Source organism: Paenibacillus sp. JNU01 (genome assembly GCF_059130585.1).
Map to the genome: position 1 here is coordinate 3,545,905 of NZ_CP169723.1, position 15,166 is coordinate 3,561,070.

The 15,166-nt window shown below is 47.7% G+C and carries 11 protein-coding genes; 4 read left to right on the forward strand and 7 right to left on the reverse strand.

From position 1 onward, the window contains the following. Window positions 1-104: 104 nt before the first annotated feature. Window positions 105-2,348 carry an MMPL family transporter gene (locus NLBNIHML_RS15405; protein WP_494352223.1) on the reverse strand — a complete coding sequence of 748 codons (2,244 nt, stop codon included), beginning with the start codon at window positions 2,346-2,348 and terminating at the stop codon, window positions 105-107. 176 nt (window positions 2,349-2,524) lie between these two features. Between NLBNIHML_RS15405 and NLBNIHML_RS15410 the strand changes: the two genes are divergently transcribed. Then, entirely contained in the window at window positions 2,525-3,151 is a 627-nt protein-coding gene (locus NLBNIHML_RS15410; protein ID WP_339238468.1) for a TetR/AcrR family transcriptional regulator, read from the forward strand. Window positions 3,152-3,175: 24 nt separating this feature from the next. Beyond that, on the forward strand, window positions 3,176-3,766 hold the full coding sequence (locus NLBNIHML_RS15415) for a GNAT family N-acetyltransferase (protein WP_494352224.1): 591 nt from the start codon (window positions 3,176-3,178) through the stop codon (window positions 3,764-3,766). A gap of 39 nt (window positions 3,767-3,805) precedes the next feature. Here the strand turns inward: NLBNIHML_RS15415 and NLBNIHML_RS15420 are convergent, their stop codons facing one another. Continuing rightward, window positions 3,806-4,702 (reverse strand): diacylglycerol/lipid kinase family protein, encoded by an 897-nt coding sequence (locus NLBNIHML_RS15420; protein WP_339257802.1) that lies wholly within the window; start codon window positions 4,700-4,702, stop codon window positions 3,806-3,808. Between the two features lie 333 nt (window positions 4,703-5,035). On the opposite strand from NLBNIHML_RS15420, the gene NLBNIHML_RS15425 reads away from it, so the two are divergent. Beyond that, window positions 5,036-5,641 carry a hypothetical protein gene (locus tag NLBNIHML_RS15425; protein ID WP_494352225.1) on the forward strand — a complete coding sequence of 202 codons (606 nt, stop codon included), beginning with the start codon at window positions 5,036-5,038 and terminating at the stop codon, window positions 5,639-5,641. A 547-nt stretch (window positions 5,642-6,188) separates the two neighbouring features. Here NLBNIHML_RS15425 and NLBNIHML_RS15430 read toward each other — a convergent pair. The 4 genes from NLBNIHML_RS15430 to uxaC form a co-directional block, all read right to left on the reverse strand. Further along, window positions 6,189-8,069 carry an ABC transporter ATP-binding protein gene (locus NLBNIHML_RS15430; RefSeq protein ID WP_494352226.1) on the reverse strand — a complete coding sequence of 627 codons (1,881 nt, stop codon included), beginning with the start codon at window positions 8,067-8,069 and terminating at the stop codon, window positions 6,189-6,191. Continuing rightward, complete coding sequence (locus NLBNIHML_RS15435) at window positions 8,066-9,793, reverse strand: ABC transporter ATP-binding protein (RefSeq protein WP_339257805.1); 1,728 nt, start codon at window positions 9,791-9,793, stop codon at window positions 8,066-8,068. Before NLBNIHML_RS15435 ends, NLBNIHML_RS15430 begins: the two co-directional genes overlap by 4 nt. Beyond that, window positions 9,790-10,332: a MarR family winged helix-turn-helix transcriptional regulator gene (locus NLBNIHML_RS15440; protein WP_339238482.1), complete on the reverse strand. Its 543-nt coding sequence runs from the start codon at window positions 10,330-10,332 to the stop codon at window positions 9,790-9,792. Before NLBNIHML_RS15440 ends, NLBNIHML_RS15435 begins: the two co-directional genes overlap by 4 nt. A gap of 402 nt (window positions 10,333-10,734) precedes the next feature. Then, complete coding sequence (uxaC, locus tag NLBNIHML_RS15445) at window positions 10,735-12,177, reverse strand: glucuronate isomerase (RefSeq protein ID WP_494352227.1); 1,443 nt, start codon at window positions 12,175-12,177, stop codon at window positions 10,735-10,737. Between the two features lie 203 nt (window positions 12,178-12,380). On the opposite strand from uxaC, the gene NLBNIHML_RS15450 reads away from it, so the two are divergent. Further along, window positions 12,381-13,124, forward strand: coding sequence for an MBL fold metallo-hydrolase (locus NLBNIHML_RS15450; protein ID WP_472475854.1), 744 nt, complete (start codon window positions 12,381-12,383; stop codon window positions 13,122-13,124). A 446-nt stretch (window positions 13,125-13,570) separates the two neighbouring features. Here the strand turns inward: NLBNIHML_RS15450 and NLBNIHML_RS15455 are convergent, their stop codons facing one another. Continuing rightward, window positions 13,571-15,052 carry an alpha-amylase gene (locus tag NLBNIHML_RS15455; protein WP_494352228.1) on the reverse strand — a complete coding sequence of 494 codons (1,482 nt, stop codon included), beginning with the start codon at window positions 15,050-15,052 and terminating at the stop codon, window positions 13,571-13,573. Window positions 15,053-15,166: the final 114 nt, after the last annotated feature.

The following is a 15,166-nucleotide window of genomic DNA, read 5'->3' on the forward strand; positions in this document are numbered from 1 at the left end:
CATCTCAGGAGCAGACCCGTTCAACTAATTCCATGCCATTGTTATGCAAAAAGAAATGGACAGCCGGCTCGAAGCCCCGCTGCCCATCTCACCCCATCCATGCATTACATGGACTGGTTTTGTTTCTGCTTCTGTTTCTTCTCATTCTTCTCAGCAATCGGTACATACTTACCTGGCCAGAAAGCCCATTTGCCTAGCAATGTAGTAATTGCCGGCACCATGAACGGGCGAACCAGGAATGTATCCAACAGCACACCAACGGCTGTAATAATACCAAACTGCACCAATACTTGAATCGGCAGCGTCGCAAGTACCGCAAAGGTTCCTGCCAAGATCAGGCCGGCAGAGGTAATAACGGAGCTCGTCTCACCGACGCCTTCCTTAATGGCTTGACGAAGCGGCATCGTTTTGCGTTTCTGCCAGATGCTGGAGATCATGAAGATGTTGTAGTCTTCACCCAATGCCACCAGGAATACGAAGGAATACAGCGGAATCGCGCCTTGGATAGCATCTGCGCCAAGGCCATAGTGAATGATGATCCAACCCAGACCCAGTGCAGAGAAATACGACAGAACAACCGTTGCAATCAGATACGCCGTAGCTACAACAGAACGCAAGTATAATAGCAGCAATAGTGTAATCATGCCGATGACCACCGGAATAATGATCTTAGCATCCCGTTCTCCAGCCACTTCAATGTCATACTGCTCTGCTGTCTGACCATCAATCCAGACCTGACTGTCCGCATTGGTTACACCGGCATCTTGAAGCGCCTGTTCCGCAGTAGCCCGCAGATCCGGAATATGCTGCATCGCCTCCATGGAGTATGGATTCAGATCGAATTCCACATCAAAGGCGGTAATGTTGGCGTTCTCGGCACCCTGTTGGGCATCGCCTACTTTGCTAATGTAGTCCAGTGATTCGAGACGCTGCTTCAGATCGGTTTCTTTGCCACCTGAATCTACAATCACTTTTACCGGAGCCAGCTCGCCTTGGGAGAACTGTTCACCAATGACCGTGAAACCTTCGCGGGAAGGTACATCCTCCGGGAACGAAGACAACAGATCATATGTGAATTTAACCTGAGTTGAGAATGCTGCCAGTCCTCCCAGCAGTACCATGGTAATTGCAAGCACTGCCCAAGGTTTAGTGACCACCGTACGGCCAATCCAGCTTTCCTTCACTTTGCGTTGAGCAGGAGCCGGCTTGCCTTTTTTCTTGGCACGTTCCACTTCCATCTCATGAGTACGCGGTACGAACGGGTAGAATGAACCCCGGCCGAAGATCGCGAGAAGTGCCGGAACCAGTGTCAGACTTGCTATAAACATAATAAAGATGGACAGACTGAATGGTACGGCAAAACGATGATATGCCCCATATTCAGCCAGCAATAGCACCAGCAGTGCTGCAACGACCGTGAATCCACTCATGGCAATAGCGCCGGAAGATCCGGTAATGGCCTGGAAAATGGCTTTCTTTTTGTCCGGCTCATGATAGAGAATCTGGCGGTATCTGGAGATCATAAACAGGCAGTAATCCGTTCCTGCTCCAAATAACAATACAGTCATGATCGAGATGGACTGTGCGTCCACCGTAATCCAGCCTTGATCCGCCATGAATCCGAGTATCGGACTGGTCACCATATACGCGAATCCAACCGCAATAATTGGGATAATCGCGAGTACCGGCGAGCGATAGATCAATAGCAGCAACACCAATACCAGTACAACCGTAGCGATCAACAAGGATACATCGGCGGAGGAAAACAGTCCGCTCGCATCAATGGATATTCCTACGGGCCCTGTCACACGAGCAATTAGTGTATTAGTATCATCTATAGCCACATCGAACGGGTTTGCCCCGAAGATGTCTTGTGTTTTTTGCTCAAGTGCTTCAATGCCTTGCTCTAATTGTTCTGCATCGGCACCTTCATTGAAGAAAAGCGGCATAACCAGGGTGCTTCCGTCTTCCGAAAGCTGGCCTTTCAACGCCTGTGGCGGCAATTGATAGAGTGGCACAACGGACTGCTGCTGTTCTACCGGATCTTGATCCAGTCGTTCCGTTAATGCCTGAATGTTCTCAATCTGCTCATCCGTCAAACCGCCGGCTTGACGCCATACGATCAGCGCGGGCAATCCTTCACCACCAGGGAATTCCTTCTCGGCAAGTGCAGCTGCCTGAACCGATGGTTTGGACTCACTCAGATCCTGCGCGTTATTAGTTTCACGATCACCTACAGCAGGCCATACCATGCCAAGCACAACGGCAATAATGATCCATACCAACAGTGTAATCCATTTGCTTCGTTTGCCAGCAACCCAGCGACCATAACCCGAACCTTCCTGCATTGTCTCTTCATCTCCCTATTCTGTTTCTATGAAGCCCTATTTATGTGATGATGTAGTAATGAACCACGGGTCATAGTATAATCGACTTAATTATATATACCGGAAGGTTAATTTTGCAATGCCTAATTTGTGAACTTGCTAAACTAGCAATTAAATACGTAAAGAGGTCAGTGATTATGAGCAAAAAAACAAACATTCCCCGGTCTCCGGGCAGACCCAAAACGGGTGCCGATCAAGCATCTGTACAAACCAACATATTGATGACAGCTTCACGTCTGTTTATGGAATATGGGTATGAACCCGTCTCTCTTCAACAGATTGCTTCATTATGTAATGTAACCAAAGCATCGATCTATTATCACTTCACCAGCAAAGCCGATCTGTTCACCGTTGCCATTACACGCATGATGGCAATGAGTATGCAGCAGACTTCACTCCGCTTGGATGAACCTGGCACACTACAAGAGCGGCTAATCAAGGTTGCAGAAGCGAAGATGCAACACTCCCATATTGAAACCGAGACCATGATGCGAGAAGCCGAGAAGCATCTGAATACGGAGCAGCTCAGCCAGATTCGAGAAGCCGAGGTTCGTATCTTTGAAGTGCTTGCGACCCACTTCCAGCAGGAGATGGATAACGGCTATTTGCGGGTCGCCAATCCCATGTTGCTTGCTCATGCATTTACGTCACTGCTCATGCTCGCGAACCGCGAAGATGTGCGCAACATGAATGGCGGCAGCATTAAGGAACTCGCACGGGAACTTGTTGCCCTGTTTCTGGATGGAGCGGTTAAGCAGGACTAAAGATCATGATAGGAGGAACAACTTATGTCACCACCAAAACCATCCCCACGCATCCCCCGTCTGCTGGAAACAAAGCGCATATATCTGCGTCCTTTCGAGATTACAGATGTGGATGCTTACTTCCCCGGTCTGTTTGACACTGAGATGCGCAGGCTGACAGGAACACAGAATAGTTTCACACGCGCTCAGATTGAACGTTATGTTGAAAACGCAGCACAGGATGACTCCAGACTCATGCTACTTATTGCTTTACAGGAAAATGACCAGATCATCGGAGATGTCGTCCTGATGGACATGCATGCCAAGAATCGCAGTGCACATATTCGTGTGGCCATCGATCAGGCGGAGCATCAAGGAAAAGGCTACGGCAGCGAGGCGTTACTGCTTATGCTGGACTACGGCTTCGGTATCTGTAACCTGCATCGAATCGAGCTTGAAGTGTACGCCTTCAACGAGAGAGCTATCCGCACGTATGAGAAACTCGGATTCCAGCACGAAGGTGTGAAGCGGGATGTCTTGTTCTATAATCACCAATATCATGATGCCATTCAGATGAGCATGCTGGAGGATGAGTTCAGGCAACGTCATATGAAAGATCAGGCAGGTAATAATTAAGTTTCCGTTCGTCCAAAATTAAACCAAAAAACCAGGGAGTTAGTACACCTCCCCGGTTAGAAACTTCAGATGACCCGTGAGCACCGACAGCTCGGCGGGTGTCTTCATATACAATTCGCCATCCGTGTCAGCTGACATCGGCGTATCTGTGTTCACTTTTAGCGTAGATGCCTTGAAGTATGAAATGCTCTCACTCTGGGGTTGCCAATCTCCCTCGGGCTTATGTGACAGGATCTCTCGCAGCAGCGGGATGCCTGTCTCATGAATAATGAGTACGTCCAGCTCCCCATCCTGCAATGCATCCGGTGCAAAAGGCAGGGCATTCGTTCCCAGAAAACGGCCGTTGGCTGCGTAGATCATTACCGCTTCGCCTTCCATTTCTTTCCCATCTGCCTCCAATTGATAACGAAACGGCTCCGTGTGACTAATTGTCTGCAACGTGCTGATGAAATAACTGAGCTTACCCAGCGTGCCTTTCAGATTCTCGTTAATATTCTGCGATGCATCACTGATCAAGCCAATACCAAAAAAGTTCGTGAACACCCGATCATTGGCTCGTCCAACATCAATAGATACTACCCGACCTGCGAGCATTTCTTGTGCAGCAGTCTCTGCATCGGGTGAAATGCCGAGCGAACGCGCAAAGTCATTACAGGTGCCTCCAGGCAATATGCCAATTAACGGAGGATGCTGCAGATCAGCCAGTCCATTCACGCATTCATGCACCGTGCCATCCCCACCCAGAATAAACACCACATCGAATTGTTCACCGCGTTCACGACACAACTTCTCTCCTTCGCCCGGCTCATCGGTACGCACAATGACGAGTTCATGGACAGCGGGGGCCAGCACACCAACCACGAGACCCACTGTATTCTCACGATTGGCCTTGCCTGAATGATGATGATGAATTAACAATGCTTTGTTAAACTCCATCCTTCTCTTCCTCCATTCTAATGCTTGTTAACCTTTACCCAAGAAGGTTGAATCCATAAACAATCCCTGCGCTAAGCACTCATCATTCCAAATAGGTTCCCCAATCAGATATGCATCCTAATCCTCATTTATTCGTAAAAGCTATATAAGATCAACTATTTAGATAAATCGTTGATCTTACAAACCACTTCCTTTTTTAACCAGATGTATGCATGGAAAAAAGGGTTTCTCCGCACCTTAATGTCATAAGGCTGCAAATTTTGCTGGTGAAAACCCATTCAAAACGATTCAAAACGGTTATATCTATACCATATACGAATGGAGGGATTCCCTATGATTCCGGCAACGTTGGAACAATTGGAGCAAGTTCGCAAGGAATGCCGTACCATGGTTCGCAAAAGAGCTACCGCATCTGCCGGTACAACACTCGTTCCGCTGCCCGGTACAGACGTACTGGCTGATGTGGGGATGCTGATGCAGCTGTTGCCTGCCATTAACAATAAATTCGGATTATCCCAAAAACAGTTGGACGGCATGGACCCCGAGACCAAATCCATGATCTATGGATTCGTCATGTCCATCGGAAGCAAAGTCATCGGACGTATGGTGACGAAAGAACTGGTTGTCCAGGTTTTGAAAAGAGTTGGCGTACGCGTAGCTACTAAGTCCGTTGCCAAATTTGTCCCATTTGCTGGACAGGGACTGGCTGCTGCACTCAGCTTCACAGCTATGCGATATGTGGGTAACAAACATGTCGATGACTGTTATGAAGTCGTCAAACGCATGATTGAGCAGCGCGAATTGATCCCGGGTGAACCCGCTCCGTCTGCACTGGAGGAAGCTAAAAGTGATGAAAAGGAGTTGGACGTAAAATCGTCTACCCGTAACGATCCAGATGGTGCAGATGAACCTGCAAAGGAGTCGTCTGACAGTCGCTAAGTGGACTCGCTTGGCCCGCGGGTAGATTTCTATATTTCTTTATCAGGTGAGTACTCGGGCCTCGGATTAGGTAGCGTAAGGGTAAGGTTCAGCTTCCGTATATTGAAACGAAAAGGGACATTGCAGCTCAAATCTACTGGAGCAAGGCATGATGTATACCAATGTGTCATGATATATACCGATGTGTGCCAATGAATGAATACCTTTCAACTTAACAGATGACATGAAATCTAACGAAGCGAGCACACGCTATTTGGTTATTTTCAGCCCTTCCGTCGTTCTAACGAATCGTAGACACTTTATTTCCTCAATCTGCAGTTTATTTTACCGTTTTGTGCTGCTTATACGAGAAATAACATGTCTCAAGTTCGTTAGAATTGGGAGTGCTTAATAATCCTCCATATAAGGTGTCAACGATTCGTTAGCCTGGACTATGGATAACGAATCCAATCAGCCCCACATTAGAATCCATTCGTCTGGATATACGACAAATAGCCGGGAACCCCTACTAGGAGGCTCCCGGCTATTCTTGTTATTTACATTGTAATCAGATCGCCTGCGGTTGCTGCTCTGCAAACTGACTATTGTACAGATCCGCGTAGAAACCTTGACTCGCCATTAATTCCTCATGATTTCCCTGTTCAATCACGTTACCATGATCCATCACCAGGATCAGATCGGCGCCGCGAATGGTGGACAAACGGTGTGCAATGACAAAGCTCGTGCGATCCTTCATCAGATCATTCATGGCTTTCTGAATGAATACTTCAGTCCGTGTATCCACGCTACTCGTCGCTTCATCCAGAATGAGAATAGCCGGGTTCGCCAGAATCGCTCTTGCAATGGTCAGCAACTGTTTCTGCCCTTGAGAGATGTTCGACGCCTCTTCATTCAGCACCGTGTCGTATCCATCAGGCAGTGTACGAATAAAGTGATCCGCATGTGCCGCAACGGCTGCCTTGATGACATCCTCTTCCGTAGAACCTTCTCGACCATAGGCGATGTTGTCCCGAATCGTTCCGTTGAACAACCAGGTATCCTGAAGCACCATGCCGAACAGACTGCGCAGCTTGCCACGCTCCATGTCCTTAATGTCGGCACCGTCAATCGTAATCCGACCATCCTGAATTTCGTAGAAACGCATTAACAGGTTGATCAGGGTCGTTTTACCGGCTCCCGTTGGTCCAACAATGGCTACGGTCTGTCCCGGTTTTACATCAATGTTCATGTTATGAATGAGCAGTTCATTTTCTTTATATCCAAAATTAACACCTTGGAATGTAACCGCACCTTTAGGTTGCTGTAGTTGCACGGGTTGTTTGGACTCCGGAACTTCTTCCTCTTCATCCAGCAACTCAAATACCCGTTCTGCCGATGCAATCGTCGATTGAATGATATTAGAGATATTAGCAATCTGGTTAATCGGTTGTGTGAATTGACGGGAGTACTGTGTAAAGGCCAGAATATCCCCGATCGAGATAGATCCGCGAGTAACGAAGATCCCACCGACCACACAGATCAGTACATAACCCAGGTTACCGACAAAACTCATGAGCGGCATAATAATACCCGAGATAAACTGGGCTTTCCAGCCGGATTCATACAACTCTTCATTGACCTTCTCGAATTGCTGTACCGATTGTTCTTCGCGTCCAAATGCTTTGACAACCTTGTGTCCCGTGTACATCTCTTCGACATGACCATTCAGTTCCCCGAGGGACTTCTGTTGGCCTGCAAAGTGTTTTTGCGAACGGGAAGCGACCAGCATAACAACAACGACACTGAGTGGCAGTGTCAAAATCGTGATCAAGGTCATCCATGGACTAATCGTCAGCATCATGATAATTACGCCGACAATCGTGACGATGGACGTAATGAACTGTGCCAAACTTTGCTGAAGGGTATTACTGATATTGTCCACGTCATTCGTGGCACGGCTCAGTGTCTCCCCAGTCGTGCGGGAGTCGAAATATTTCAAAGGAAGGCGTCCAACCTTCGCACTGATCTGCTCACGCATGTCATAGACAACACGTTGGGCTACACCAGCCATCAGGTATTGCTGAATATACATGAATGCAGCACTGAACAGATAGAGCCCGCCAAGCAGGTATAATACTTTCATCAATGCAGGAAAATCAATCCCGGCTCCCTGCACACCCTGAAGGATGGCAATGGCGCCTTCACTAAGAATATCCGTACCTTGGGCCATGATCTTAGGACTGATGATACTGAATACGGTACTCAGAATGGCAGCAACCAGCACCCCAAGTAGACGAGAGCTGTGGGGCTGGAGATAACGAATCAAACGCCGCAGTGTGCCTTTGAAATCTTTTGCTTTCTCAGCGGGAGGTCGCATGCCCATACCCGGACCGGGTCCCGGTCCGCGAGAGGCACGGGGTGCTTTATGTTTTTCTGTATGATCACTCATGCGATCTCCTCCTCAGTCAGCTGGGAGGATACAATTTCGCGATATACTTCATTGTGCTCCAGCAGCTCTTTATGTGTTCCTGAACCGACAATTCGTCCCTCATCCATAACCAGAATACGATCGGCATCCATTACTGTACTTACACGCTGGGCAACAATCAGCACAGCCGCTTCTGTCGTTTCGGACTTCAGCGCAGCACGAAGTTTAGCATCCGTTTTGAAATCGAGGGCAGAGAAACTGTCATCAAAGATATAGACTTCCGGACGGCGAACAAGTGCGCGAGCGATGGACAAACGTTGTTTTTGTCCACCAGACACGTTGTTACCCCCTTGTGCAATTAGGCTGTCATATCCATCTTTCATCTCGGTAATGAAGTTCTCTGCCTGAGCCGTACGAGCCGCATGAACAACTTCATCCATTGTGGCATCGTCTTTCCCGTGACGGATATTCTCCGTAATTGTACCCGTGAAGAGGACTGCCTTTTGTGGCACAAAGCCAATTTTGGCCCGCAAATCTTCCTGCCGAAGTTCCCGCACATCCGTACCATTGACCCGAACGCTGCCTTCAGTCACATCATAGAATCGTGGAATAAGACTGAGCAATGTCGATTTCCCGGAACCCGTACCCCCAATAATGGCTGTTGTCTCACCTGAACGAGCTGTGAAGGATATATCGGACAACGCTGGATTCTCTGCGCCCGGATAACGGAAAGTTACATGGTCAAACTCAATCATCCCCTGCATGGATTTCATGCCACGAGGCTGCTCGGGGTTGCTAAGATCCGGCTGCATATCAAGTACTTCGTTAATCCGTTCTGCCGATGCTGAAGCTCTTGGAATCATGACAAAGATCATGGAAACCATAATCAGTGAGAACATGATTTGCATGGCATATTGAATGAAGGCAATCAATGCACCGATGTTCATATTGCCGCTGTCAATCCGCATTCCACCAAAATAAAGAATGGCAATCATCGAAAAGTTCATAACCAGCATCATAACAGGCATGATGGTCGCCATGAGCACATTAACTTTAATAGAAGAATCTCTCAGTTCCGTGTTGGCCCCGTTAAAGCGCACGCGCTCATGCTCACCACGGTTAAAGGAACGCACGACACGAATCCCTGTTAACTGCTCACGCAGCACCAGGTTGAGGCGGTCCAGCTTTTTCTGAATGGTTTTGAACAAAGGTAAACCCTTGGAACCAATCAGCGCAATGGCTCCGCCCAGTACAGGCAGCACGACCAGGAAGATCGTAGATAATTTGGCGTCCTGCGAGACCGCCATGAAGATACCACCGATACACATCAATGGAGCCATAATCATCATGCGCAGCATCATCGTAAGTACGTTCTGTACCTGCGTGATATCATTCGTCGTACGCGTAATCAGGGAAGCCGTACCCATCTTATCGAACTCCTGGAGCGAGAAGTTCTCCACATGGCGGAATACTCTGCTGCGAAGTTGTTTGGCAAATCCACCCGCAGTGCGGGAGGAGAGGTAACTGGCGATCACTGAACACGCTGTTCCGCCAATCGCAATGACCAACATCCATCCACCAATCTGCCAAATATAAGGGACATCTCCCTTAATGATGCCAAAATTCACGATATCCGCCATTAACGTAGGCAGGTACAATTCGGCAAGCGACTGAAACAGTACCAATACCAGAATGAAGATAATCGGTATTCGATAAGGCTTCAGCATGCGAAACAGTTTCATCATGGCGTATCATCTCCTTGTGTGGACGTCTCCGTCTGTTGGAAAACCACTGTATCAAAAAAGGTATAAACCTTGGTCAACAACTCCGTCAATTGAATGCTTTCTTCCTCACCCAAATGCTCGACGAGCTGGTTGAACGTTTGCATGCGCTCCTCATGTGCCGCCCGAATAATGTTCCGCCCTGCCTCTGTAATGGTGATACGCACAGCACGGCGATCCGTCGGGTCCATGGTCCGTTCGACAAGCCCTTCATCCTCAAGCCCACGAATAACCGGGGTTATTGTTGGTGATTTCACCCGCAGTAACGCACTGATTTCCGATACTTTAAGTCCTGGGCGACTCTCATTCAGTTCTCTCTCAAAATCTGGCGGATTATCCCGCCAGTCCAGACGTTCTCCTGGATGGGTACCATGCAGCAAACAAGCAAGCACCATAATTTCATTATGATTGCGCCCATGAGGTTTATTTTGCCTCCACTTGCCTTTATTAAACTGCATGATGGAGTATAAAAGCTTCTGAGCGACCGGATCTATACCAGTCATATTGGATTCCTCCCTCTTTCTTTATTAATGCATAGATATCCAATATCATAGGACACCTATTAAATAGCATCGCAATTAAATAGATATGCAATTAATTAGGTGTACTAAGTATATTATCGCAGGAAGCGAAAGTCAAACAACTAAAAATAACCAAGAGTAACCCATACTAAACGCTTATAACCGCTTCGTTATTGGCTTTGTCATTTTGCCGTCATTGGAGCTGGCTATAGTTATTGTGCGCAATATCAGGAAGGAAACTCAAAAAAGCTCCCATCCAATACTCCGGTAGATGAATACCCGGTGTACTTAATGGGAGCATTGTTATACATATGGAATGAAGAAACAAGGTAGCCTCTCTTATTGCAAAATTAGATGAACTTGTTGAGCATCACGCATCACCTATCATGACTTTGAAGCAGAGACCGTTTGAGGCACTGAGGCAAACGGGAAATATTCTTTTGCATTGTTGTAGGCAATGCCCTGTACGATCTGACCAAGCAGCTCCATATCCTGCGGTGCTTCGCCCTGTTCAGCCCATTCACCAATGAGATTGCAGACCAGGCGGCGGAAATACTCATGCCGTGTGTACGACAGGAAGCTGCGTGAATCAGTCAGCATACCGACAAATCGGCTGAGCAGACCCACATTCGCAAGTGCCTTCATCTGGGCGAGCATGCCGTCCTTCGTATCATTGAACCACCATGCTGCACCAAGCTGGATTTTGCCCGGAATACCACCGCCCTGGAAACTGCCGATGATCGCTGCAAGAACTTCATTATCCCTTGGATTTAAGGAATACAGAATCGTTTTGGGTAACGCCTGCTGCTGTTCTAACGCATCGAGCAATCCAATCATTGCTGATGACAGTGGTGTATCATTCACGGCGTCATAACCGGTATCCGGCCCAAGCTTGGCAAACATCCGTGTATTGTTGTTACGGGCTGCATTAATGTGGAACTGCATCACCCAACCGCGCTCTGCATACAGTTTGCCGAGGAACGTCAATGTGACCGTCTTATACTTGTCCTCTTCCTCACGAGTTACCTTCTGACCTGCAAGTGCCTTCGCAAAAATCTCACCCGCTTCTTCTCGCGTAGCCACACCGTAAGGAACATAATCAAGTGCATGGTCAGAGACTCTGCCACCGACGGAATGGAAGAATTCCACCCGGGACTCCAGCGCAGTAAGGAAGGATTCATAATCTGAAATGGCAGTGCCAGATGCCTGCGACAGCTTGCCCACCCATTCGGTGAATGTATCCCGGTTCAATTCCAGTCCTTTATCTGGGCGGAAAGAAGGCAATACCGCCGTATCAAAGCCTTCAATCTCCTGAATCTTTAGATGATACTCCAGAGAATCGGTAGGATCATCGGTTGTGCATACAACAGTGACATTGGATTTGGTAATCAGATCACGTGCACCGAATCCGTCGCTGTTCAATTTGGCATTTACTTTATCCCATATAGCTGGTGCGCTAGTCTCGTTCAATACTTCGTAAACGCCGAAATATCGCTGTAATTCCAAGTGAGACCAGGCATACAGCGGATTACCAATCATCATAGGCACTGTTTTCGCATAAGCCAGGAAACGATCGTAATCGGTCACGCCTTCGCCGCCAGTTACATATTGCTCTTCAATTCCGTTAGCGCGCATAAGCCGCCACTTATAGTGATCACCGTATAACCAGGCCTCCGTAAGATTGCCAAAGGTTTTGTTCTCGTAGATCTCCTGAGGACTGAGGTGGCAATGATAGTCAATAATCGGCATGTCTTTGGCATAATCCTCATATAACTTGACCGCCGTTTCATTATGCAGCAAAAATTGTTCATCCAGAAAAGATTTCATTCGCCTCGCACGCTCCCTTTAGGTGAGTTTACGTTCATATGGGTTCACTTCCCATCTTTACGCTACACTGTTTGCCATCAAAGTTCAATATAAAATGATAGCGTTATCAAAAAAGGTTGATTTAGGCATATATTCGGGAACAAGGTATACTGGATTTAACGCAAGGATGCTGATCTGAAGATTACACAAGGAGATGAATTTGAATGAAAATTACTTTTCTCGGCACAGGAGATATGTTCAGCGTGGAACAGCACCACAATAGTATGTTGGCTGAATTCGAAGACACGCATCTAGTCATTGATTTTCCGGAATCAAATGCCAAAGCACTCAAGGAATATGGGTTCCCCATGACCGATATCCACAATGTTTTCATTTCACATCTACACGAAGATCATATTAATGGTGTACAGATGCTGGGTTATTACGCACAGATCGTGGGCGATCGCAAACCCCGTCTGTTCATCCATGAACAATTGGTAGATCCGCTCTGGAACATACTATCCCCCGGCATGCGCTACACAACGGATGGTGAACGTACCATGAGTGATTACTACGATGTTGTTCCCCTGCCAGATGGAGGCACATTCGAACTGGGCGGTGTGACGTTTGAGACATTTCGGACGCAGCATGTTCCCGGTATGGTCAGCAATGGGTTAATCGCCAAGCCTTACTTCTATTACAGTGCAGACAGTACACTCAACCAGGAACGGGTGGAGCAAGTTGCCGCTGATGTGCAGCTGATTTTCCATGAATGTCATATGCATGATCTGGTGATCAAATCTCATACCTCATTGAAGGAACTGGAGCAACTGCCAGCCGAAGTGAGACAGAAAACCGTGTTGATGCATTATCATGACGAGTACGCGGATGCGGACAAACGGGAACAATTCAACCGCGATCATGATCTGCGAATGGTTGGCACGCTGGAATCATTTGAACTGGAGTAGGTAAACGTAGATCCAACACATAGGCAGCGTTTACTCAGGTTCCTTTGATTCGTACGCCTATGGAGAGCGTTAACCCACGTTTAGCTAACGAATCTTAGAAGCCTTAATTATTCAAAATCTGAGGTTATCAGTATTCTAACGAATCTCAAACGCGTTAATCTGATGATGTTGCTCCAATTGGCGCTATTAAAATCACTTTTGGCAGTAATAAGGTTACTGAGATTCGTTAGGAGTTCAATAAGGCTAATTTGGTGTAAATAAGGCGGGCTGAGTTTGTTAGGCGTTCTGTTGAGTTGGAGTTTTGGCCATCCATAGAAAAATGCAAAAACCACCTGAACATAGGAGTGCCTGCTCCCCTGTTCAGGTGGATTATCGATCGATCTATACACCATTATTCATATCATCCATCGGTGCATCTTTTCTTATATATTGCCTGATATACGCCGTTACTCAGCGTCAGCGCAGTCCTCATTCTGTTCAGGCAGGGCCCATACGGAGACGCCTCCACCGCACACATGGAAGGTGGCCCAGCCGTCTTCCTCGATGGTGATCTGATCCTCACAACTGTTCGTCAGATCCACCCAGACTTCACCAGCACGATGCTCTCCGATGAACATTCTTTTCTCACCGTCATCCCCGTTGGAGATAACGACTGCACAACCGGAACCTTCGATTTCCTCTAAGCCACGACGCACCCAGCCAATCGTATTGGCGTGATCGAAGTAGTCTTCCTGCTCCCCATATGCCTTGTTGCAGCGCGCAGACAGCAGAATGTCCAGAATTTCTTTTTTGCCATCCATAGGTTCAGGACCACCAATACCATAATAATCCCCGTAAAATACAACCGGATATCCATCACGTCGTAATAGTGTCAACGCATAGGCACTCGGCTTAAACCAGTCTCCAATCCAGGATTCCAATGCTTCATGGGGTTGGGAGTCATGGTTATCTACAAAGGTTACCGCATGGGTAGGATGGGTCTGGACCAAGGTGTCATCAAAAATTTTGGAGAGATCAAAGTCTCTGCCTGCAAGCGAAGCCTCATGCAATTTGTAGTGAAGTGACACATCGAACAGGTCGATCTGGTAGTCAACCGTATCAAGGAATTCACGACATGCATCCAGATTCGAGTTCCAGAACTCACCTACGATGTAGAAATCCTGACCGCGCTTGCGGATCATCTCTGCTGCGAACTCCTTGATGAATTCGTGGTTGATATGCTTAATGGCATCCAGCCGGAACCCACCGCACTGGAGGGTGTCAATCAGCCATTTCCCCCAATCGATCATCTCGCGTCGCACATCCGGATGGTTATAATCTATGTTGGCGAACATCAGATAATCGTAGTTGCCAAACTCATCATCGACATTCTGATTCCAGTTCTTGTTCTCACCTGCGATGCGGAATACACCGCTCCGTTCTCCCTTGGCATCATAGTCCGTACCGTTGAAGTGTTCGGAGCTCCACTTAAAGGAGGAGTATTGATCGCCGCGACCTGGAAATGTGAATTTGGTCCAGCCTTCAATCTCGAACGGCTCAGAAATTTCCTTCGTCCGATCATTGGGATCAACCTCAATCACTTTAAAGACTTCCGTCTCATCTGCTCCGGCCTTGTGATTCATGACCAGATCCACATAGACGGCAATTCCGTTCTTCTGACACTCGGCAATGGCCTCCACCAGTTCCTGCTTGGTGCCATATTTGGTCCGCACGGTACCCTTTTGATCAAATTCGCCCAGATCGTACAGATCATATACACCATAACCTGTATCTTCTGCTGACACTGCCTTGGTTACGGGTGGTACCCATACCGAGTCAATACCTTTGGCTTTCAGTTCCGGGGCCATTTCAGCCAGTCGCTTCCAATGATCTCCGTCTGCAGCCAGGTGCCACTCAAAAAACTGCATCATGGTATGATTTCTCTTCATTATAACCGACCTCCTTGATTGCTTTCGAAGCGGACCGCGGAACGGATAGGGTAATCGCCGTTGTTCGTTCGTTGCTAACCAAGTTATAACCCTTTCACCCTACCCTTCAATCAT

Coding starts and splice junctions, on each gene's coding strand:
- NLBNIHML_RS15435 (WP_339257805.1), bottom strand. CDS start 9,793: ATGATGAAACTGTTTCGCATGCTGAAGCCTTATCGAATACCGATTATC.
- NLBNIHML_RS15425 (WP_494352225.1), top strand. CDS start 5,036: ATGATTCCGGCAACGTTGGAACAATTGGAGCAAGTTCGCAAGGAATGC.
- NLBNIHML_RS15430 (WP_494352226.1), bottom strand. CDS start 8,069: ATGAGTGATCATACAGAAAAACATAAAGCACCCCGTGCCTCTCGCGGA.
- NLBNIHML_RS15420 (WP_339257802.1), bottom strand. CDS start 4,702: ATGGAGTTTAACAAAGCATTGTTAATTCATCATCATCATTCAGGCAAG.
- NLBNIHML_RS15455 (WP_494352228.1), bottom strand. CDS start 15,052: ATGAAGAGAAATCATACCATGATGCAGTTTTTTGAGTGGCACCTGGCT.
- NLBNIHML_RS15440 (WP_339238482.1), bottom strand. CDS start 10,332: ATGACTGGTATAGATCCGGTCGCTCAGAAGCTTTTATACTCCATCATG.
- NLBNIHML_RS15410 (WP_339238468.1), top strand. CDS start 2,525: ATGAGCAAAAAAACAAACATTCCCCGGTCTCCGGGCAGACCCAAAACG.
- NLBNIHML_RS15415 (WP_494352224.1), top strand. CDS start 3,176: ATGTCACCACCAAAACCATCCCCACGCATCCCCCGTCTGCTGGAAACA.
- NLBNIHML_RS15450 (WP_472475854.1), top strand. CDS start 12,381: ATGAAAATTACTTTTCTCGGCACAGGAGATATGTTCAGCGTGGAACAG.
- uxaC (WP_494352227.1), bottom strand. CDS start 12,177: ATGAAATCTTTTCTGGATGAACAATTTTTGCTGCATAATGAAACGGCG.
- NLBNIHML_RS15405 (WP_494352223.1), bottom strand. CDS start 2,348: ATGCAGGAAGGTTCGGGTTATGGTCGCTGGGTTGCTGGCAAACGAAGC.